The 20,603-nt window shown below is 69.9% G+C and carries 20 protein-coding genes and 2 pseudogenes; 16 read left to right on the forward strand and 6 right to left on the reverse strand.

Annotated elements, in window-relative coordinates; genetic code table 11:
- Window positions 1–70: 70 nt before the first annotated feature.
- The 11 genes and pseudogenes from BCY76_RS19050 to BCY76_RS06390 all read left to right on the forward strand — a co-directional run.
- A pseudogene (locus BCY76_RS19050) lies at window positions 71–205 on the forward strand (IS5-like element ISMex42 family transposase); the annotation flags it as partial.
- Window positions 206–284: 79 nt separating this feature from the next.
- Entirely contained in the window at window positions 285–1,298 is a 1,014-nt protein-coding gene (locus BCY76_RS06345) for an NAD-dependent epimerase/dehydratase family protein (RefSeq protein ID WP_085437370.1), read from the forward strand.
- Between the two features lie 139 nt (window positions 1,299–1,437).
- Complete coding sequence (paaI, locus tag BCY76_RS06350) at window positions 1,438–1,896, forward strand: hydroxyphenylacetyl-CoA thioesterase PaaI (protein WP_139827654.1); 459 nt, start codon at window positions 1,438–1,440, stop codon at window positions 1,894–1,896.
- 3 nt (window positions 1,897–1,899) lie between these two features.
- Complete coding sequence (locus BCY76_RS06355; protein WP_085437372.1) at window positions 1,900–3,246, forward strand: AMP-binding protein; 1,347 nt, start codon at window positions 1,900–1,902, stop codon at window positions 3,244–3,246.
- A gap of 10 nt (window positions 3,247–3,256) precedes the next feature.
- A complete protein-coding gene (locus BCY76_RS06360; protein WP_070158952.1) occupies window positions 3,257–3,874 on the forward strand; it encodes a TetR/AcrR family transcriptional regulator in 618 nt (205 codons plus the stop codon).
- A gap of 331 nt (window positions 3,875–4,205) precedes the next feature.
- Window positions 4,206–5,117, forward strand: a complete 912-nt coding sequence (paaA, locus tag BCY76_RS06365) for a 1,2-phenylacetyl-CoA epoxidase subunit PaaA (RefSeq protein WP_083277320.1) — start codon at window positions 4,206–4,208, stop codon at window positions 5,115–5,117.
- A gap of 65 nt (window positions 5,118–5,182) precedes the next feature.
- Complete coding sequence (gene paaB / locus BCY76_RS06370; RefSeq protein WP_070158946.1) at window positions 5,183–5,488, forward strand: 1,2-phenylacetyl-CoA epoxidase subunit PaaB; 306 nt, start codon at window positions 5,183–5,185, stop codon at window positions 5,486–5,488.
- Window positions 5,485–6,312 (forward strand): 1,2-phenylacetyl-CoA epoxidase subunit PaaC, encoded by an 828-nt coding sequence (paaC, locus tag BCY76_RS06375; RefSeq protein WP_070158945.1) that lies wholly within the window; start codon window positions 5,485–5,487, stop codon window positions 6,310–6,312. Before paaB ends, paaC begins: the two co-directional genes overlap by 4 nt.
- A 104-nt stretch (window positions 6,313–6,416) precedes the next feature.
- The gene (paaD, locus tag BCY76_RS06380; RefSeq protein WP_070158951.1) at window positions 6,417–6,956 is read left to right on the forward strand and encodes a 1,2-phenylacetyl-CoA epoxidase subunit PaaD; all 540 of its coding nucleotides are present in this window, start codon (window positions 6,417–6,419) and stop codon (window positions 6,954–6,956) included.
- A complete protein-coding gene (gene paaE / locus BCY76_RS06385) occupies window positions 6,956–8,113 on the forward strand; it encodes a 1,2-phenylacetyl-CoA epoxidase subunit PaaE (protein ID WP_070158944.1) in 1,158 nt (385 codons plus the stop codon). Before paaD ends, paaE begins: the two co-directional genes overlap by 1 nt.
- A 31-nt stretch (window positions 8,114–8,144) precedes the next feature.
- Window positions 8,145–8,915, forward strand: coding sequence for an enoyl-CoA hydratase/isomerase family protein (locus BCY76_RS06390; RefSeq protein ID WP_085437374.1), 771 nt, complete (start codon window positions 8,145–8,147; stop codon window positions 8,913–8,915).
- 33 nt (window positions 8,916–8,948) lie between these two features.
- Here the strand turns inward: BCY76_RS06390 and BCY76_RS06395 are convergent, their stop codons facing one another.
- Window positions 8,949–9,329, reverse strand: coding sequence for a winged helix-turn-helix transcriptional regulator (locus BCY76_RS06395; protein WP_070158943.1), 381 nt, complete (start codon window positions 9,327–9,329; stop codon window positions 8,949–8,951).
- Window positions 9,330–9,412: 83 nt separating this feature from the next.
- On the opposite strand from BCY76_RS06395, the gene BCY76_RS06400 reads away from it, so the two are divergent.
- Window positions 9,413–10,609, forward strand: coding sequence for an imine reductase family protein (locus tag BCY76_RS06400; RefSeq protein WP_070158942.1), 1,197 nt, complete (start codon window positions 9,413–9,415; stop codon window positions 10,607–10,609).
- Window positions 10,610–10,625: 16 nt separating this feature from the next.
- On the opposite strand, the gene BCY76_RS06405 is transcribed toward BCY76_RS06400, so the two are convergent.
- The 4 genes from BCY76_RS06405 to BCY76_RS06420 form a co-directional block, all read right to left on the reverse strand.
- Entirely contained in the window at window positions 10,626–12,128 is a 1,503-nt protein-coding gene (locus BCY76_RS06405) for an OmpA family protein (protein WP_085437376.1), read from the reverse strand.
- A complete protein-coding gene (locus BCY76_RS18025; RefSeq protein ID WP_170922614.1) occupies window positions 12,013–12,474 on the reverse strand; it encodes a hypothetical protein in 462 nt (153 codons plus the stop codon). Before BCY76_RS18025 ends, BCY76_RS06405 begins: the two co-directional genes overlap by 116 nt.
- Before the next feature lie 210 nt (window positions 12,475–12,684).
- Complete coding sequence (paaZ, locus tag BCY76_RS06415; protein ID WP_085437379.1) at window positions 12,685–14,763, reverse strand: phenylacetic acid degradation bifunctional protein PaaZ; 2,079 nt, start codon at window positions 14,761–14,763, stop codon at window positions 12,685–12,687.
- Between the two features lie 90 nt (window positions 14,764–14,853).
- Window positions 14,854–15,423 (reverse strand): AsnC family transcriptional regulator, encoded by a 570-nt coding sequence (locus BCY76_RS06420; protein ID WP_170922615.1) that lies wholly within the window; start codon window positions 15,421–15,423, stop codon window positions 14,854–14,856.
- A 199-nt stretch (window positions 15,424–15,622) separates the two neighbouring features.
- Here BCY76_RS06420 and pdhA point away from each other — a divergent pair, with 199 nt between their 5' ends.
- The 4 genes and pseudogenes from pdhA (at window position 15,623) to BCY76_RS20320 (ending at window position 19,547) form a co-directional block, all read left to right on the forward strand.
- Window positions 15,623–16,948 carry a pyruvate dehydrogenase (acetyl-transferring) E1 component subunit alpha gene (pdhA, locus tag BCY76_RS06425; RefSeq protein ID WP_083277319.1) on the forward strand — a complete coding sequence of 442 codons (1,326 nt, stop codon included), beginning with the start codon at window positions 15,623–15,625 and terminating at the stop codon, window positions 16,946–16,948.
- Between the two features lie 2 nt (window positions 16,949–16,950).
- A complete protein-coding gene (locus BCY76_RS06430; RefSeq protein ID WP_070158939.1) occupies window positions 16,951–18,042 on the forward strand; it encodes an alpha-ketoacid dehydrogenase subunit beta in 1,092 nt (363 codons plus the stop codon).
- Window position 18,043: 1 nt separating this feature from the next.
- A pseudogene (locus tag BCY76_RS20315) lies at window positions 18,044–18,634 on the forward strand (biotin/lipoyl-containing protein); the annotation flags it as partial.
- Window positions 18,635–18,794: 160 nt separating this feature from the next.
- On the forward strand, window positions 18,795–19,547 hold the full coding sequence (locus tag BCY76_RS20320) for a dihydrolipoamide acetyltransferase family protein (RefSeq protein ID WP_336581997.1): 753 nt from the start codon (window positions 18,795–18,797) through the stop codon (window positions 19,545–19,547).
- Window positions 19,548–19,873: 326 nt separating this feature from the next.
- On the opposite strand, the gene BCY76_RS06440 is transcribed toward BCY76_RS20320, so the two are convergent.
- The gene (locus BCY76_RS06440; protein WP_070158938.1) at window positions 19,874–20,536 is read right to left on the reverse strand and encodes a Pr6Pr family membrane protein; all 663 of its coding nucleotides are present in this window, start codon (window positions 20,534–20,536) and stop codon (window positions 19,874–19,876) included.
- Between the last annotated feature and the right edge of the window lie 67 nt (window positions 20,537–20,603).

The following is a 20,603-nucleotide window of genomic DNA, read 5'->3' on the forward strand; positions in this document are numbered from 1 at the left end:
CGATCAGGTCGCTCATCGTCGGCGCAGACCTGGGCGGCCGATCGACTTCGGCGATGAGCAGCAGGCCCGATACAAGGGTCGCAACGTCGTCGAACGATGCTTCAACCGGCTCAAGCAGTGGCGCGGGATCGCTGCACGAACGGATAAGACTGCCCGGAACTTCCACGCTGGGCTCTGCCTCGCAGCGACTCTGCAATGGGTTTAGCAACACGCCCTAGCCCTGAACAGCACTGGCCCTGAACTCCACTGGGCCTGAACAGCACGGGGCCGGTAGCCTGAAGTCCATGACCTCCCCCACGGCGAGCACCGGCCCCACCGCAGAGTCCTCCGAGGTCGGTCGGGTGGTGATCGTGGGCGCGGGCGACCTGGGCACCCGGATCGGACGACTGCTGCGGTCGGCAGGCCGCGGCGTCGCCGGCTGGAAGCGTGACCCCTCGACGCTGCCGGAGGGGTTCGGCCGCGTCCCGGCGGACCTCACCCGCGGCTCGGAGCTGCCCGAGCTGCCCGAGGACACCGCCGCCGTCGTGTTCTGTCCGACCGCTGGGGCGCGCTCCGCAGCGCGCTACCGAGCCGTGTACCGTGACGGCCTGCGCGCGCTGCTGGAGCGTGCCGATCGGCTGGGCGGCCGCTCCGGACGGCGGGTTCGGATGGTGCTGGTGTCCTCCACCGCGGTCCATGGCGGGGAGGAGGGCCTGATCGATGAGACCTCTCCCCTGCACCCGAACACTCCGACCGGCGAGGTGCTGGCCGAGACCGAGCAGCTGCTGCGCAGCGACGACTCGGTGGAGTCCGTGGTGCTGCGCCTGGCCGGGATCTACGGGCCCGGACGTCGACGGCTGCTCGACCAGGTGCTCGGCGGAGGGTTCGGCGCCGCCGCTGAGCTGACCGGTTCCGCCCAGGTCTCCACCGCCGGAAGCCTGGGCACGGACCCCTGGAAGATCTCCAACCGGATCCACGTGGACGACGCCGCCGCGTCGGCCGCCGCGATGGTCACCGCATCCGAGTGCCCCTCGGTGCTGCTGGGCGTGGACGAGCTGCCCGTGCCGGTGGGGATGGTGCACGACTGGCTGGCCGATGAGCTCGGCCTGCCGCGTCCGTGGCCGCACCTCATCCCGGAGGGCGTCGCACTGGACCAGGTGCTCCACACCGGGCGGGAGGACCCCCTGTGGAGCGCGACGCCGGCCCACGGCCGGGCCGTCGACGGCGCGGCGCTGCACCGCTTCCTGGGCGGGCTGAGGCACCCGGACTTCCGATCCGGCTATGCGCCGATGCTCGAGAAGCCCGCCGCGGACGACTGAGAGGGCCGGTCAGCCGACCTCTGCCGCCGCACGGGCCGCCGCACGGGCCGCCGCCCAGAGATGTGCTTGACATCACATGACGGCGATGCTTGAGTTGACTTACCGACCAATCGGTCTGGAAATAAGTCGAGGAGTGTCGATGACCGAGCCCACCCAGCTGGCCTACGAAGGCGTGATCATGCCCGACGGCGGACCCCGGCACAGGATGCTGGAGACGGACCGCTGCACCCGCTGGCTCGGCGCCGAGGTGCTCCAGGCCGACCCCGGGCACGCCCGCCTGCGCATGACGGTGCGCCGCGAGATGACCAACGGCTTCGACATCGTCCACGGGGGAATGATCTTCGCCCTGGCCGACACCTGCTTCGCCATGGCGTGCAACCACCCCGACGGCGACGACGCCACTGTGACCGTCGCCTCCGGGGCCGACATCAACTTCCTAAAGACCGCCTGGCTGGGTGATGAGCTCATCGCCGAGGCCGTGGAGGTCTCCCGCTCCGGACGCAGCGGAGTCTACGACGTCAGCGTCACCCGCGGGGACGAGACCATCGCCGTCTTCCGCGGCCGCTCCCGCACCGTCCCGTCCCCCGGAAAGAAGTGAGCCATGAACACCCTGGCCGACGAACCCACCCGTGACAGCGCACAGCCCCACGACCCCGCCCTGCCGGATCCTGAGGAGCTGGCCACCCGCGAGGAGATCGAGACGCTGCAGCTGACCCGACTGCAGCACACCGTCCGGCACGCCTACGACAACGTCCCCGCCTACCGCGCGCTCTACGACGCCCACGGCGTGGGACCCGATGACCTGCGCAGCCTGGAGGACCTGGCGAAGTTCCCCTTCACCGACAAGGAGTTCCTGCGGGCGGCCTACCCGTTCAAGGCCTTCGCCGTGCCCATGGAACAGGTCCGCCGGATCCACGCCTCCTCGGGCACCACCGGTCGCCCCACCGTGGTGGGCTACACGCAGGACGACATCGACGTCTGGGCGTCGCTGTTGGCCCGCTGTCTGCGATTCTCGGGCGTCCGGCCGGGCGACCTCGTCCACAACGCCTACGGCTACGGCCTGTTCACCGGTGGCCTGGGCGCCCATTACGGCATCGAGAGGCTCGGCGGCACCGTGATTCCGATGTCCGGCGGACAGTCCGAGAAGCAGGTGCAGCTGATCCAGGACTTCCGGCCCCGCGTCATCCTGTGCACGCCCACCTACCTGCTGGCCCTGGCCGACACGTTCCGGGAAGCCGGCATCGATCCGCGCTCCACCTCCCTGGAGATCGCGGTGCTCGGCGCCGAACCGTGGACCGAGCAGATGCGGCATGAGATCGAGGAGACCTTCGCGATCCGGGCCTGCGACATCTATGGCCTCTCCGAGATCATGGGCCCGGGCGTGGCCGGCGAGTCCTGGGAGCTGCAGGACGGCTCCACCATCTGGGAGGACCACTTCCGCCCCGAGATCATCGATCCGATCACCGAGGAGCCGCTGCCCACGGGGGAGGACGGCGAGCTGGTGTTCACCACGCTCACCAAGCAGGCGCTGCCGATCATCCGCTACCGCACCCATGACCTGACCCGGCTGATGCCGGGCACCGACCGGCCGGGGCATCGACGCATGGCCCGGATCACCGGTCGCAGCGATGACATGATCATCCTGCGCGGGGTGAACCTGTTCCCCTCCCAGATCGAAGAGATCGCCCTGGAGATCCAGGAGCTCTCCCCGCACTTCCAGCTGCGCCTGAGCCGCCCAGGAACCATGGACGAGATGACGGTCCACATCGAGCGCCGGCCGGAGTGCGACGGCGCGGCCGCCGAATCCGCCGGCGCGGAGCTCGCCCGCCGCATCAAAGTCCGCATCGGCACCAGCTGCCGGGTCTCGGTGGAGGAGCCGGGATCGCTGGCCCGCTCCTCCGGGAAGCTGCGGCGCATCTACGACGAGCGCCCGCGGCAGGCCGGATAGCCTGATGCCCATGACGACCACCCCCACCTCTTCCGGGACCTCGCGCCGCGGGCGGCCCGGCTATGACCGCGAGGCCCTGCTGACCGTCTGCGTGGAGGCCTTCAACCGCCACGGCTACGAGGCCACCTCCATGGGAGCGCTGTCCCGGGAGCTGGGCATCTCCAAGTCCGCGATCTACCACCACGTCTCCTCCAAGGAGGAGATCCTGGACATCGCGCTGAACCGGTCGCTGGCGGAGCTGGAGCGCGTGGTCAGCGAGGCCGAGGCGCTCGGCGCCCCGGCGGTGGACGAGCTGGAGACCATCATCCGGGAGTCGGTGAAGGTCCTGACCGCCTCCCTGCCGTACGTGACGCTGCTGCTGCGGCTGCGCGGCAACTCGGAGATGGAGGTCAAGGCCCTGCAGCGACGCCGGGAGATCACCCTGCGGATCGCAGAGCTGATCCGTCAGGCCCAGGCCGACGGCGACCTGCGTGACGACGTCGACGCCCGCACCGCCTCGCGCCTGGCCATGGGCATGGTCAACTCCCTGGTGGACTGGTACCGCCCGCAGGACGGGCAGCCCGACGACGCCCTGGCCGCGACGGTCACCCACCTGCTGCTGGACGGGCTGCGTTCCCCGCGGAGCTGACGCCGCCACCACATCCTTCTGCCGCCGATCGGGCGATGCGAGTGCCCACCGAAGGCTTCACGGCCGACGAGGCCCGTCGCATCGCCCGATCGGTGCGTTCCCGCACCTGTCCTGGACCAGATATCCCCAGGTCATCGTGTGTTGACCATCACACCTACCCTGCTATACTGAACGAACGGTCGGTAATTCAGGCGACGGAAACGAGGACCAGCATGTCGGCAGAGCACCCTTCCCAGGACCCCCACGCACCGCAGCTCCGCCTGGCGGACGACTCCGACGCGTCCGCGGCCGCGGACGCGCGCGGGCCGGTCAGGAGCGCTTCGAGGAGCTCATCGCCGCAGACTCCCGAGTGGAGCCGCGGGACTGGATGCCCGAGCCGTACCGCAAGACCCTGGTCCGCCAGGTCTCCCAGCACGCGCACTCGGAGATCATCGGGATGCAGCCGGAGGGCAACTGGATCTCCCGCGCCCCGAGCCTGAAGCGCAAGGCCATCCTCATGGCCAAGGTCCAGGACGAGGCCGGCCACGGACTCTACCTCTACTCCGCAGCCGAGACGCTGGGCACTCCGCGGGACGAGATGTTCGACCAGCTCTACACGGGCCGCGCGAAGTACTCCTCCATCTTCAACTACCCGGCCCGGACCTGGGCCGACGTCGGCGCCATCGGCTGGCTGGTCGACGGCGCGGCCATCACCAACCAGGTACCCCTGTGCCGCGCCTCCTACGGGCCCTACGGACGCGCGATGGTACGCGTCTGCAAGGAGGAGTCCTTCCACCAGCGGCAGGGCTGGGAGATCCTCTACACGCTCTCCCACGGCACCGAGGAACAGCATCAGATGGCCCAGGACGCCGTGGACCGCTTCTACGGACCTGCCCTCCAGATGTTCGGCCCGCCGGACAGCGACTCCCCCAACTCCGGACAGTCCATGGCGTGGAACATCAAGCGCTTCTCCAACGACGAGCTGCGCCAGCGCTTCGTGGACATGATCGTCCCCCAGGCCGAGGCCCTGGGGCTGACGCTGCCGGACCCCGACCTGCAGTGGAACGAGGAGCGCGGCCACTACGACTTCGGCGAGCTGGACTGGGACGAGTTCTTCTCCGTGCTCAAGGGCAACGGCCCGCTGAGCCGCCAGCGCCTGGAGCACTACCGCCGCGCCCGTGACGAGGGCGCGTGGGTGCGCGAGGCCGCCGCGGCCTACGCCGGCCGCCAGCACCAGGAACAGGCCGCCCTCGCCGGCGCCTGATCCGTCGGCTCGTCACATCCCATCACCCTTCGACTCCCGAGACACCCTCAGGAAAGGCGAGGCCCATGACCTCCATCGACCCCGCAGACTCCGGCTCGTGGCCCCTCTGGGAGGTGTTCATCCGCTCCTCCCGCGGACTCTCCCACGTCCACGCCGGCTCGCTGCACGCCCCGGACGCCACCATGGCGCTGCGCAACGCCCGGGACCTCTACACCCGGCGCAACGAGGGCACCTCGGTGTGGGTGGTGCCGGCCGAGGCGATCATGGCCTCCGACCCCGACTCCAAGGGCGGGTTCTTCGAGTCCCCGCAGGGCAAGAGCTACCGTCACGCCACCTACTACACGCAGTCAGAAGGGGTGAAGCACCTGTGAGCTTCGCATCCCACGACTCCGCCACGCGCCAGTCCCAGGGCGAGGCGATCACCCCGGAGGAGATCGCCTCCTCCGACGCCGTCGCCGACGAGGCCACCGCCCGCTACGCGATGATCCTCGGCGACGACGCCCTGATGCTCTCCCAGCGCCTCAGCTCCTGGATCTCCCGCGCCCCTGAGCTGGAGGAGGACGTCGCGCTGGCCAACATCGCCCTGGATCTGCTGGGACATGCCCGCTTCCTCCTCACCTATGCGGGCACCGCCTGGGGCAAGACCGAGGACGATCTGGCCTACTTCCGCGATGAGGAGGAGTTCCGCTCCTGCCGTCTCGTGGAGCAGGAGAACGGGGACTTCGGCCGCACGATCGCCCGCCAGCTGATCTTCAGCACCTATCAGCACCAGCTCTACAGCCGGCTGGTCCACTCCACCGACCCGACCCTGGCCGCCATCGCGGACAAGGCACTCAAGGAGGTCCAGTACCATCAGGACCATGCCGCCCAGTGGACCCTGAGGCTCGGACTGGGCACCGAGGAGTCCAGCCGCCGCATCCAGGACGGGCTGGACTCGCTGTGGTCCTACGTGGAGGAGCTGTTCCTCGACGTCGACCCGATCCCCGCACTGGGCGACGTCGCGGTCCTGCCCTCCAGCCTGCGCGAGGACACTCTGCACCGGCTCCGGGAGGCCATCGAGGCCGCCGGTCTCACCGTCCCGGAGATGTCCGGGGCCTACGGCTCGGACCGCACCGGACGGTTCTCCGAGCAGCGGGGCTACATCCTCGCCGAGATGCAGGTCCTCGCCCGGCAGCACCCCGGGGCGACCTGGTGAGCATCGCAGTCCGGACCCGTGCCGGCAGGACGGAGGACGACATGAGCACACGCTATAAGACATCTGACCCTCGCCAGGCCTCCCGCATCGTGGCCGAGACCATGATGGCCGGCCACCCGTCACTGGAGCCCACTGACCAGAGCACGAAGCCAGCCCTCGACGACGGCAGGGAACGCACCGTGTGGGAGGTCGCCGCCACGGTCAACGACCCGGAGATCCCTGTGCTCTCCATCGAGGACCTGGGCATCCTGCGCGAGGCCCGCCTCGACGAGGATGGGACCGCCGTCGTCGTGATCACTCCCACCTACTCCGGCTGCCCCGCCATGGACACCATCACCTCCGATGTCCGGGAAGCGCTGCGCACCGCCGGCCACGAGCGCGTCCGCGTGGACACGGTGCTGCAGCCGGCCTGGACCACCGATTGGATGACGGAGGCCGGGAAGGAGAAGCTGCGCGCCTACGGGATCGCTCCGCCCACGGGGCGGGCCGCCGTCGGCCCTGTGCGGGTCGGGCTGAGTGTGAAGTGCCCGCACTGCGACTCCCCGGACACACGCGAGATGGCCCGTTTCAGCTCCACCGCCTGCAAGGCCCTCTACCAGTGCCGGCAGTGCCTGGAACCCTTCGACCACTTCAAGGTGCACTGATGCAGATCAAGACCACCAAGCGCCGCCGCGCGAAGTTCTCCACCCTGACCGTCTCCGAGGTGCGGCGGCTCACCCCCGACTCGGTGGAGGTCACCTTCGCCGTGCCGGAGGAGCTCCAGGACGACTTCGACTACGCGCCCGGCCAGTACGTGGCGCTGCGCGCCGAGATCGAGGGCCAGCAGATCCGACGCTCCTACTCGCTGTGTCAGGAGCCCACGCGCGGCGAGATCCGGATCGCCATCAAGCGCGACCTCGGCGGATCCTTCTCCACCTGGGCTAACGAGCACCTCTCCCCCGGCGACACGCTGCAGGTGATGAACCCCTCCGGGACCTTCGTGTCCAAGACCGCCATCACCTCGATGAACCGTCCCGAGGAGCTCGCCGCCGAGGCCGTTGCCGGCCGCCCCGATGTGCACCTGGTGGCCTTCGCCGCCGGCTCCGGGATCACCCCGATCATGGCGATCGCCCGCTCTGTGCTGGCCGCCTCGGACAGCTCGACCTTCGACCTGGTCTACGCCAACCGTTCCGCCGGCGACGTCATGTTCGCCGAGGAGCTGGGCGATCTGAAGGACCGCCACCCCTCCCGGCTGGCGATCCACCATGTGCTCAGCCGCGAGCAGCGCATCAACCCGCTGCTGACCGGCCGGATCGACGTCGAGAAGCTCGGCGACCTGCTGGACAAGGTGCTCCGTGTGCCCGAGACCGACGAATGGTTCCTCTGCGGACCCTTCGAGCTGGTCCAGCTGGTCCGCGACCAGCTGGCCGCCCGCGGCGTGCCGGAGGAGAAGGTCCGCTTCGAGCTGTTCACCACCGGCCGCCCGGACCGCCCCGAGGGACATCAGGGCCGCCGGGTGGAGCAGGAGGCCGACGGCGAGACCGTGGAGATCGAGTTCACCCTCGACGGGCTGACCGGCCAGGTGACCTCCCCGAAGGGATCCGGGGAGACCGTGCTCAATGCGGCGCTGCGCTCCCGCTCGGACGTGCCCTTCGCCTGCGCAGGCGGCGTCTGCGGCACCTGCCGGGCCAAGGTGGTGCGCGGGGAGTTTGAGATGGAGGAGAACTACGCCCTGGAGACCGACGAGCTCGAGGCCGGCTATGTGCTCACCTGCCAGACCCGGCCCACTGCGGAGAAGCTCGTGGTGGACTACGACGCCTGACCCTGCCCGCGACGCCCTGAGGAGCAGCCCCGTGATCCGCACCCACCTCGACGACGGCCTGGCCGAGATCGTCCTGGACGCCCCCAAGAAGCTGAACTCCCTGGACGAGCAGGCGCTGGCCGACCTCGACGCCGCCTACCGGCAGGCCGAGGAGGCCGGCGTGCGCGCGGTGCTGCTGCGCGGCGAGGGCAAGGGATTCTGCGCCGGGCGGGACATCTCCGCCGTCGACCCAGCCACCGACGACGCCTTGGGCTATCTGCAGGAGAAGGTCACCCCGGTGCTGCGCCGGATGGCGGACTTCCCCGCCCCGACCTTCGCCGCGGTGCAGGGGCCCTGCCTGGGGGTCGGGCTGGGGCTGGCCATCGCCTCCGACGTCGTCTATGTGGCCGAGGGCGCGAAGATCGGCTCTCCCTTCGCGGCGCTGGGCGCCACCCTGGACTCCGGCGGGCATGCCCTGTTCACCGAGCGCCTGGGCGCACACCGCACCCTGGACCTGATCTACACCGGCGACCTCATGTCCGGCGCAGAGGCGGTGGCCTCAGGGCTGTTCTCCCGCGCGGTGGCCGACGACGAGCTGCTCCAGTTCACTCGCGAGAAGGCGCGGCGGGCGTCGTCGGGGGCCACCCTGGCCTTCCGCGAGTCCAAGGCCCTGGTGGCCCGGATCCGGGATGAGCGCATCGGGCTCTGGGAGTCCCTGGACGAGGAGAACCGCGCCCAGGGGCGGCTCTGCGACTCCGCCGACTACGCCGAGGGCTTCGCCGCCTTCCAGCAGAAGAGGAAGCCCACCTTCCGGGGCGAGTGACTGCGACGGGCGGCAGGGACCCCCGAGTCAGGATCAGCCGGACCTCTGCGACGTCGGCGCCGTCTCGCCTCCGACCCCGGCGGCACGGGCTCGGGCGATCTGGGCCTTGTTCTGCTCGCCCCACTCGCCGAGGGGACCCGCCGCCAGGATGAGCGTGCGGCCGATCGGCGTCAGCGAATACTCGACCCGCGGAGGAACTTCGCGATACACCTCGCGATGGACGACGCCGTCGCGTTCGAGTTCTCGGAGCTGACTCGTCAGCACCTTCTCGGAGATGCCCGGCAGACCACGCCGCACCTCAGCGAAACGCCGCGCCCCCTCCGAAAGCTCCCAGATGATGAAGAGCTTCCATTTGCCGCCCACCACCGCCACCGCAGCGTCCAGGCCGCAGCTGAACTCAGAATCCTCAGACATGATCGGCACACTATCAAAGAGGTAAGTACCCCACTTCAAAGTGGGTACTTGCCACAGTGGCGGTGCGGTCAGAGGATCGACGCATGATCACATCTCGCACCGCAATCCTGGGCTTGGGAGCCATGGGAACCGTCTTGGCCTCCGTCATGCTCCGCGCTGAACGTCCCGTCACCGTCTGGAACCGCACGCAGCACAGGGCCACTCCCCTGGTCGATCAGGGAGCAGACGCCGCAGACACTGCCGTCGCAGCGATCGGTACAGCCGACATGACCGTGGTGTGCGTCAGCGACAACTCCGTCGTCGAGGACCTTCTCACAGGGGCGGACCTCGCCGGCCGGACGATCGTGAACCTCACCAACGGCACGCCGTTCGAGTCGCGAGCGCTGGCAGACCTGGTCATGGGCCATGACGGGGTCTATGTGGACGGGGCGATCCTCGCCACACCCGAGCTCGTCGGTACTCCCAGTGCCCGCATTCTGCTGTGCGGGCTCGCGCCGCTCGACCACGAGGCCCGCGAGCGGCTGTCCCCTCTCGGCGAGATCCAGTGGGTCGGCAGCGACGCAGGATCTGCCTCGCTGCTCGACGCAGCCTTGCTGAGCAGCATGTACGGGATCTTCGCCGGCGGACTGCAGGCCTATGCGCTGGCCCGAACCCACATGCCGCCGAGGCAGTTCGCGCCGCTGCTCCACGGTTGGATGGCGGCGATGCTCCCCTACGTGCCGAGCTTCGGCGAGCGAGTGGAGGACGGTCAGTTCCAGGAGGACGTCACCTCCTCCCTCGGCATGCAGATTCCTGCCATTGACGCCATCCGCGCCACGGCTCGAGACGCCGGAGTGAGGGATCTGCTCGGACCCATGGGCGAGGTGATGCGCGGAGCGCAGGCGGCCGGTCACGGCACCCAGGACATCTCTGTCCTGGTCGAGCACCTCGCCACGGGCACCCAGGGCCCGGCCTCGTCCCCTGAGCAGCTCGGCCTCCTGCTGGTGGAGCGATACAACGCCCAGGACCTGGATGGTCTGGTGGACCTCTATGAGCCCGATGCCGTCCTGGAGCTGCCGGATGGGACACCGGCCGTCGGACACACCGCCATCCGGTCGACGTACCAGACCCTGATGGAGGCGTCCGTGACCTTCGAGGCTGACTTCACGGCCACCACGTATCACCACGGCGACGTGGCCCTGGTGAACACCAGAACCCGGGACAATGTGACGTCCGAACTGGCGAGAAGGCAGCCGACCGGCGGATGGCGCTGGGTGGTCGACCGGCCGCAGAGCTTCTGAGACGCCCCGCCGTCGCTCAGCCGTCCACCGGGACCTCCTCGAACCGCCACGGGTCATAGCCCTCCCGGCTGCCGTGTTCGGTCTCCACCGGGACGTCGATGGTGACCTCCTCGCTGGAGACCAGCGGCCACAGCACCGTCACCGTGCCGCGGACACCCTCCGCCGCCCCCTGGCCTCCCCCGAAGTACGCATCGGCCATCGGGGCGTACCAGGGCAGATCCTCCACGATGAACCCTCCGTCATCGTCCACACCCACGAGGAAACCCCGACCGCTCATCTCCAGGGGGAAGACGCGGCTGTCTCCGATCAGCAGGGTCAGCGCATCCGCCTGACCACCCTGGCCGAGCGCGTCCTGATCCTCACGGGCCTCGTCCGCGCCGAAGCTGAACGGCCAGGCCAGGACGCCGGAGCTGTCATGCCCTTGCGCGTTCTCCGTGATCTCCACGCTCAGCCGCCCCACCAGCAGGTTGCCCGCCTGGTAGACCTCCTCGACGGAGATCTCCGCCTCGCGGCCGTCCTCGGCACCGACCACGAGGACGTCATCGGCGCCGCCCACCGGACCCTCTGGATCGGGAATGCTGCCGATGCTCTCCAGATCGCTGAGGTCCTCCATCTCCGGGAGCTCGAACTTCAGCTCCACCCGGCGGTTCTGGGCTCTGCCCTCCTCGGTGCTGTTGTCCGCCACGGGCTCCTGGAAGTTCCGGCCCTCCACGGTGACGTCGAAGACGGAGAGGTCGGTGAGCTCATCCAGGCGGTCCTGCACCGACTCTGCCCGACGCTCGGAGAGCGCCTGGTTGTAGTCCTCGTCCAGGACGTCGTCGGTGTGCCCGATGATGAACAGCTCCCCACCCTCGAGCCGCTCCAGCTCCTCGGCGGCCGCCTGCAGCGCCGCATCGGCGTCGTCGTCGAGCTCATGCTCATCGATGTCGAACAGGACGTCCGAATCCATGGTCAGCGTGGCCTGGCCGTCGTCGTCCCGGATGGAGACCTCCCCGCCGTCACGCTCCCGGTAGACGTCCCCCGGGTAGGTGCGGGCCTCGAGCCGCTCCGGCGGGTGCTCCAGATCCTCCAGCATGTGATAGCCCTCACGCAGCTCATCCTCGAGATCCTCAGGGTCCACCACCTCGATGTCTTCGACCAGCCCGAAGTACGGCAGCAGCATGGCAGTCTCGTCGAAGCCCGTGTCGCCGAAGTAGGCGATCCAGCTGGCCCGCTGGCCGGGCAGGATGTATTCCTCGTCGAGCCCGTAGAAGTCCAGAGGCTGCTCACCGTCGGAGCTGACCGCCGTCATCTGGATCTCCAGAGTGACAGGGTCCACGATCCTCACCTCGGCGGGCTGCTCCGTATGGGACATCAGCACATGCGAGAGATCCAGGGCGCCTTCGTCACTCAGCAGTTCGAACTCAAGTCGCGCGGCCAGGTAGTCCTCCCCCTGGAACGGGGTGCGGACCAGCGGCAGCACGGTGACCTGGGCCTCGACCTCCATGCCATGATCGAAGTCCCACAGCTCGGTGGTCACGACCGTCCCGGCGTCCCCCCCCCCAGCCATCCGGCGCGTCAGGGTCGATCAGCACCTCCCCGTGCACGTCCTGATCGGGCTCGTCCGACTCCTCCGGTGCGTCCGGCTCCTCCGACTCCTCCGGCTCGTCGCCGTCGTCGTCCTCACCGGACTCGTCACCGGACTCGTCACCGGACTCGTCACCGGGCTCGTCGTCGTCGGCGGCCTCCTGCACGTCGGGGGTGCTCGCCGGCTCCGCGGGGCCCTCAGCCTCCCCCAGCGGGATGCAGCCGGAGGCGAGGAGCATCACCAACGCCGTCACCGCCGTCGGGGCGGACCAGGTCCGTGAACCGTCTGCCGCAGCCATGCCGTCCCCTTCCGCCCACGTTCGCCAGTGTGGCGTTCACTATTGCAAACAGCCGGTGGGGTGTCAAGGGGTGCAGGCTCCTCCGCGACGCCGACGAGGCGCCCCATGCCGCCCCGACCAGATGACGGGACCCCTCCCAGCTGGGAGGGGTCCCGTCATCAGAGTGAGGAGGATGGGCTCGACGGCTCAGCGGACCGTCGGCTCAGAGAGTCACGCCCACTCGGGCTTCTTCTCCTTCGCCACCCGGGTGAGGACGTCGTAGGTCGCGACGACCTCGTCGTGCTGGTTGTGCAGCACCGTGTCCCAGCGGACCTCGCCGTAGTCGTCGGTCTCGCGCGGGATGATCTGCTTGGCGGTCAGCGTCACGCGGATCGAGTCGTCGTAGGTGACCGGTGTCTGGAAGGAGAGGTTCTCCAGGCCGGTGTTGGCCAGCACCGGACCCGGGGCCGGCTCCACGAAGAGCCCGGCGGCCCAGGAGACCAGCAGGTACCCGTGAGCCACCCGCCGCGGGAAGAACGGGTTGGCCATGGCGGCCTCCTCGTCCGTGTGCGCGTAGAAGGTGTCCCCGGTGGACTCGGCGAAGGCGAGGATGTCCTCGAGGTCGACCGTCCGCAGGCCAGAGGCGAACTGGTCGCCGATGCGCAACTCGGCCAGTGACTTCCGGAACGGGTGGACGGCCTCGCCGCTGGCCACCGTGGCCGGGGTGGCGGTGTTGGCGCGGGCGCCCCGGTGCCACACTCCGGTGACGCCGGTGAGCAGGTCCGGGGAACCCTGGACGGCGGTGCGCTGCATGTAGTGCTTCACCGCTCGCAAGCCGCCGCCGAGCTCCTCGCCGCCGCCGGCGCGGCCGGGTCCGCCGTGGACCAGGTGCGGCAGGGGCGAGCCGTGGCCGGTGGAGGTCTTGGCGTCGTCGTGGTCCAGGAACAGCACGCGCCCGTGGTGGGAGCCGATGCCGCGAGCGAAGGCCGCTGCGGTCTCCGGGTCATGGGTGCAGACGGTGGCCACCAGGGAGCCGCCGCCCAGCGCCGCCAGTTCGACGGCGTCGTCGACGTCCGCATAGCCCAGCACGGAGGTGACCGGCCCGAAGGCTTCCACGGCGTGCACCTCGGGAGTGCGGGCGTCGTCGAAGGACAGCACGGTGGGTGGGAAGAACGCGCCGGCCTCGGCATCGGCGGTGCCGACGTCGCCCTCGGGTCCCCCCAGGCAGAGGGTGCCCCCGGCGCTCAGCAGGGTCTGCACGGCACGGCCCACTTCGGCCTGCTGGTCCTTCGAAGCCAGTGCCCCGACGGTGGTGGCCTCGTCGCGCGGGTCGCCGAGGACCACGCGAGACTCCAGCCGGCTCCGCAGCGCCTCGACCACGGCGTCCACATGCTCGCTGGGCACGATGGTCCGCCGCACGGCGGTGCACTTCTGCCCGGCCTTGGCGGTCATCTCCAGGGTCACCGACTTGATGAAGGCGTCGAACTCGGGGGTCCCCGGCCCGGCGTCAGGGCCCAGGATGGCCGCATTGAGCGAGTCGGTCTCGGCGGTGAAGCGGACGCCGCCCTCCTGGACGTTGCGGTGGGAGCGGAGCATCTGCGCCGTGGCCGCCGACCCGGTGAAGGCCACGTGGTCGCGATGGTCCAGGTGGTCGAGCAGATCCCGGGCGGAGCCGGAGATCAGCTGGATCGCGCCGTCGGGCACCAGCCCGGACTCCAGCATCAGCCGCACGCAGGCCTGCGTGACGTAGGCGGTCTGGCTGGCAGGCTTGACGATGGTCGGCACTCCGGCGATGAAGCTGGGCCCGAGTTTCTCGAGCATGCCCCACACCGGGAAGTTGAAGGCGTTGATCTGCACGGCGGCGCCGGTGAGCCGGGTGTAGATGTGCTCGCCGAGGAAGGAGCCGTCCCGGGAGAGCTGCTCGACGTCGCCGTCGATGATGACGTTGGTGTTCGGCAGCTCCTTGCGCCCCTTGGAGGAGAACACGCGCAGGGTGCCGATGCCGCCGTCGACGTCGATCAGATGATCACGGCGCGTGGCGCCGGTGCGGTCGGAGAGCGCGTAGAGCTCCTCCTTGTGCTCGTCCAGGTAGCCGGCGATGTGCTTCAGGCGCAGCGCGCGCTGGTGGATGGTCAGCTCGCCCAGCCCGGCCTGCCCGACGCTGCGGGCATGCTCGACGGCGGCACGGGTGTCGAGGCCGTCGGTGGAGATGCGGCACACCGGCTCTCCGGTGGAGGCGTCGTGGACCTCGGCGACCTTCTGCGGGTCCTCCGGCGTCCACCAGGAGTCCTGGATGTAGCTGGGCAGCAGGTCGACGACGGCGCCTCGGCGGTGGGGGCTGTGGCGGTCATGGCGTCCTCTCGACGGCGGCGTAACTGACCGAACGGTCGGTAATCATGATCATACTAACGTGATCGCGGCCACTTTTCGAGGGGCAGTCGATGCGGACCGAGACCCCATCCACCGAGACGGGGCCTCAGCCTCCGGCGCCACGGCATGCCGATGCTCGGCGTGATCGTCGAAGATCAAGGCGGTCTGCGTGGACTGCACACAGGACAGTGACTGGATCCGCTCGAAGATCACCCGGCGCAGCTCCTCCACCGTGCGCGTGCGGACCAGCAGCACGGCGTCGTACTGCCCGCCCACCAGGGCCAGGTGCCGCACCGCCGGCTCGTCGGCGAGCGCCGAGCGCAGCACCTCCCAGTCATCCTGCTTGAGCGTGAGGAACACATAGGCCGCCGTCGCGAGGCCTGCGGCGCGGGGATCGATGACTGCCGTATAGCCACGGAGCACTCCGGCCTCGCGAAGCCGCGCGATGCGCTCATAGGCGTTGGCCCGAGACAGGTGGAGCTCCTGGGCGATGCTGGTGACCGATTTCCGCGCATCCGCACTCAGCGCAGCCAGGATGCGATGGTCGACGGCATCCAGCGGCCGCATGCTCGACGAAGTGGTGTCCGGCAGACTGCTCATATCGCTGGACGATACCACCGTCAGAACCAGCCATCGAGGACAGATCGTCCAGCCGACAGCCCGCCGAGTGAGACGACGTCTTGGATGTCCGGCAGAGCTGGAGACCTCTCCATGAGCTGGGTCACACTCGAAGCATCACCCGTGATGCACCGATGCCGCGACCCCCGCGCCGGCGACACCTTCGAGGAGGCTGACAGCCATGACCCCCGGCACAGCACCAGCCGACGAGACCACCCCCACCGGGGAGGCCTCGTCGCACGCGCAGCAGCCCGACCAGGCCGCCGACGACGGACCGCGAGCCGGAGCCGGGTCCACGAGCACCGACGTGGACCCGCGCTTCGCCCCGGAGGTCCCGGGCCATGAGAAGGCCGAACAGGCCACCCATATCTGGGAGACGAGCCGCCGCTTCGGGATCACCCCGGAGCAGTACATGCTCCCGGCCGGCCAGCAGATCCGCATGCTGGCCCCCGACGGCACCCTGATCCCGGAGGACCAGCAGGGCACCAGCCCCGGCCACGAGTACCCCCTGCCGGAGGACGAGGCCCTGCTGGCAGCCTATGAGGCCCTGGTGGTCGGCCGCCGGATCAACGACCAGAACTACGCCCTGGTCCGGCAGGGCCGCCTGGCCGTCTACCCCTCCTCCCACGGGCAGGAGGCCTGCCAGGTGGGCGCCGCTCTCGCCCTGGGCGACGGCGACTGGATGTTCCCCACCTACCGGGACACGGTCGCGGTGATCACCCGCGGCGTCGACCCGCTGGAGGTCATGGTCTCCTTCCGCGGCGACTGGCACTGCGGATACGACCCGCACCAGTACCAGGTCTCCGCACTCTCCACCCCGCTGACCACCCAGCTGCTGCACGCGGTCGGCGTCGCCCACGCCGCGAAGCTGCGCGGCGAGGACACCGTGGTGCTGGCCATGTGCGGCGACGGCGCCACCAGTGAGGGCGACTTCCACGAAGCGCTGAACTTCGCCGCCGTCTTCGAGGTCCCGGTGGTGTTCTTCGTGCAGAACAACGGGTATGCGATCTCGGTGCCGCTGTCGCACCAGTCGGCCGCGCCCTCCCTCGCGCACAAGGCCATCGGCTACGGCATGGCGGGCGAACAGGTGGACGGCAACGACATGGTCGCCGTACTGGCGACCCTCCGCCGCGCCGTCGACCTGGCCCGGGAGCATTCCATGCCGCTGCTGCTGGAAGCCACCACCTACCGGATGCAGGCCCACACCAACGCCGACGACGACACCCGCTACCGGGACGCGGATGAGGTGGAGCTGTGGAAGGAGCGCGATCCGCTGCTGCGGATGAAGCGGTTCCTCTCCGGCAAGGGCGTGCTCGACGACGCCGTCGAGTCCCGCATCAGCGCCACGGCCGAGGAGGTGGCCGCCTCCCTGCGCCAGGCGATGACCACCGAGCCGGCCATGGACCCGCTGGAGATCTTCGATCACGTCTACTCCGCCCCCACCGCCCAGCTGCGCGAGCAGCGCGCCCAGCTGGCCGACGAGCTCGAGCGCAGCCAGGAGGACTGACCATGGCCACCACCACAGAGACCACCAGCACCCCCGAGACTTCCCCCGCCTCCGCCGCGGGCGACACCTCGCCCACCGGAGTGAAGGCCACCACCTTCGCCGCGGCGCTGAACACCGCGATGTCCGACGCCATGGAGCACGACGACGCCGTCTGCGTCTTCGGCGAGGACGTGGGCACCCTCGGCGGCGTCTTCCGCATCACCGACGGGCTGACCCAGCGCTTCGGCGAGAACCGCTGCTTCGACACCCCGCTGGCCGAGTCCGGGATCGCCGGCATGGCCACTGGCATGGCGATCAACGGCATGAAGCCGGTGATCGAGATGCAGTTCGACGCCTTCGCATACCCGGCGCTGGAGCAGATCTTCAGCCACATCGCCAAGCTGGCCAACCGTACTCGCGGCCACGTGCGCCTGCCGATGGTGATCCGGGTGCCCTACGGCGGCGGAGTCGGCGGCGTGGAGCACCACTGCGACTCCTCCGAGGCGTACTACGCCCACACCCCCGGCCTGAAGGTCTACACCCCGGCCACCGTGGCGGATGCCTACCTCATGCTGCGGGAGGCCATCGACTCCCCCGACCCCGTGGTCTTCTTCGAGCCGAAGAAGCTCTACTGGACCAAGGAGCAGGTCGACCTGGCCGCGCTGCGCCGCCGGTATGAGTCTGGCGCCGCGGACGCCGGGGTGGGCACCGAGGGCCGCGCCGTCGTCGTCCGCGAGGGCTCCGACGTCTCCCTGATCAGCTACGGGCCCTCCGTCTCCGTGGCGCTGAAGGCCGCACAGGCCGCCGCCGAGGAGGGCATCTCCGCCGAGGTCCTGGACCTGCGCAGCATCGTGCCCTTCGACGACGACGCGCTGACCGCCACCGTGGAGAAGACCGGCCGCGCCGTGGTGATCGCCGAGCCGCAGGGTTTCGTCTCGGTGGCCGGTGAGATCGTGGCCCGCATCCAGGAGCGCTGCTTCCACTCCCTCTCATCCCCGGTGCGGCGGGTCACCGGTTTCGACATCCCGTATCCGTCGCCGAAGCTCGAGGAGCACCACCTGCCCAGCGTGGACCGGATCCTGGACACCCTCGACGAGCTGCAGTGGGAGGACTGAGATGACCACCTTCGACCTGCCCGACCTGGGCGAAGGCCTGACCGAGGCCACCCTGCTGAGCTGGCTCGTGGACGAGGGCGACATGATCGAGGTCGACCAGCCGATCGCCGAAGTGGAGACTGCCAAGTCGTCCATCGAGGTCCCCTCCCCCTACGCCGGAATCGTGGTGCGCCTGCACGGCGCGGTCGGCGAGACGCTCATCGTGGACGAACCGCTGATCACCGTGGACACCGACGGCGGCGGCGGGTTCGACGACGCCGCCGGGCCGAGCGCGGCCGCAGGCTCCTCCGCGGGTGCGCTGAGCTACCGCGAGGAGGAGCGGGCCGGGACCGCGGTCCCCGCCGACGGCGGCGGGGAGGAGACCCTTCAGGACACGGGCGACGAAGGCTCTGGGAACGTGCTGATCGGCTACGGCACCTCCGCCTCAGCCGGCGCCCGCCGTCGTCGCCGTCGCGCCGGTGGCTCGAGCCAGTCGCCCGCCGGCCCTCGCGCGGGGAGTGCGCTCGCCGTGGCGAAGCGTCCCGCGCAGAAGGCACCGCGGGTCTCCTCTCCGCTGGTCCGCCGACTGGCGCGGGAGCATTCCGTTCCGCTGACCGGACTGACGGGCACGGGCCCGGACGGGCTGATCATCCGCGCGGAGCGTGCTGGCCGCCGTGGAGTCGCGCGGCGCGGCGCCCGCCCAGGACCAGCAGACTGCTCAGGCGCCGGCGTCGGCTGGCCCTGTGTCGACGGGCCCTGTGTCGACGGGCCCTGTGTCGGCCTCGCCGTCCCTGCCGGCTCCCGGCGGGCTCGAGATCCGCGAGCGGGTCGCTGTGACCGGCATCCGCAAGGCCGTGGCCACCACGCTCTCCCGCTCCCGCCGGGAGATCCCGGAGGCCACCGTGTGGCAGGACGTGGACGCCACCGAGCTGCTGGCGCTGCGGGCCCGCCTGAAGCGTCAGGCGGAGGCCGAAGGCTCCTCCGCGCCCTCACTGCTCGCACTCATCGGCCGGTTCGTGCTGGCCGGGCTGTCCCGCCACCCGGAGCTGGCCACCCGGGTGGACACCCGGGAGGACGGTGAGCAGGAGATCGTCCACTTCGACGGGGTGAACCTGGGCTTAGCCGCCCAGACCGACACCGGACTGGTGGTGCCGGTGGTCCGGCATGCCGAGCGACTCTCCGCCCGTGAGCTGCACGGCGAGATCGGCCGACTCGTGGGGGCCGCCCGCGACGGCTCCATCTCCGGCAAGGAGCTCACCGGCGGCACGTTCACGGTGAACAACTACGGGGTCTTCGGCTCCGACGGGGCCACTCCGATCATCAACCACCCGGAGGTCGCGATCCTGGGGATCGGACGCATCCTGGACCGCCCCTGGGCGGTGGACGGGGAGCTGACGGTGCGCAGCATCACCACGCTCACCCTGGCCTTCGACCACCGGGTCTGCGACGGCGGCACCGCCGGAGGGTTCCTCGACTTCGTGGCACGCTGCGTAGAGGACCCCACCACAGCCCTGGCAGATCTCTGAGCCGCTCCCCACCGCCCGGACCCCACAGAGCCGGTCCCACTGAGCCGGTCCCACTGAGCCGGTCCCTCGGACCGCCCGCAGGATCACTCGCACCCTGCACGACGGCCGGGACACGGCCCACCTCCGCGTGACTCCACGCAGCGGTGGCCGCGTCCCGGCCGTCTCGTCAGAATCCTTCACCTGGACGCTGTCTCCATCGAGGAGTCACTTTCCCTCACGCCACAGGCCGGTGCAACCACCGATAGACCCCGCCGCGCGTCAGCCCTCCCTGATGTGCGGGAGAATGACTCCTCGAGGCGAACCGCATCGAGCCGAGCCGCAGCACCTCACCCAGGCACGCGCGCGAGCAGGCGATCCACCGCCCACAGCAGGCACGCCAGCAGCAGATACCCGCCCAGGATGGCGCCGACGTACACCCCGACCCCGGCGTAGCCCATCCCGGGGACGTCGAGGATGTCATAGGGGTACCAGTCGATCAGCGGCCCTCGTCCGAGGGTGACGGCCAGCCAGCCCAACGGCACCAGCAGGGACAGCGCCACCACCTTGCCGGTGATGACTCCTCGCGGCCCGACCAGCAGCCAGACGGCCGGCACCAGGATCGGCACGATGACATGCAGCACCGTGTCATTGACCCACCGCACCCCGGTGAGCACGTCCGGGCCCCGCAGGAGCAGGTTGAACACCACTCCGGTGATGATCACGCTCACCACCGCGCAGAGCCGCAGGGCATGGAAGACCGTGGAGGTCCGAGGCACCCGAACCGCCAGCATCGCCGAGGTCAGGCAGGCCAGGAACCCGGAGAGCACTGTGAAGTAGGCGGGCTGGTTGAGGGTGTGCTCCCACCCGGCGGCGAATCCTCCGTGATAGCCGACCCCGACGGGCAGGCTGGTCTCCGTGGTCCACCCCAGGTGCACCGAGGTCACCAGGCCCACGGCACACAGGGCCGCGACGACGGCGTGCAGGCCCCGCGCCGTCGTCGACTCCTCCACCGGCCAGGGCCGAAGGGTCGCGGCTCCGCTGCGTCCTGGCGTGCGCTCAGGGCACCTCCTGTGTGCT

Source organism: Nesterenkonia sp. PF2B19, from assembly GCF_001758425.2.
GTDB classification, from domain to species: domain Bacteria; phylum Actinomycetota; class Actinomycetes; order Actinomycetales; family Micrococcaceae; genus Nesterenkonia; species Nesterenkonia aethiopica.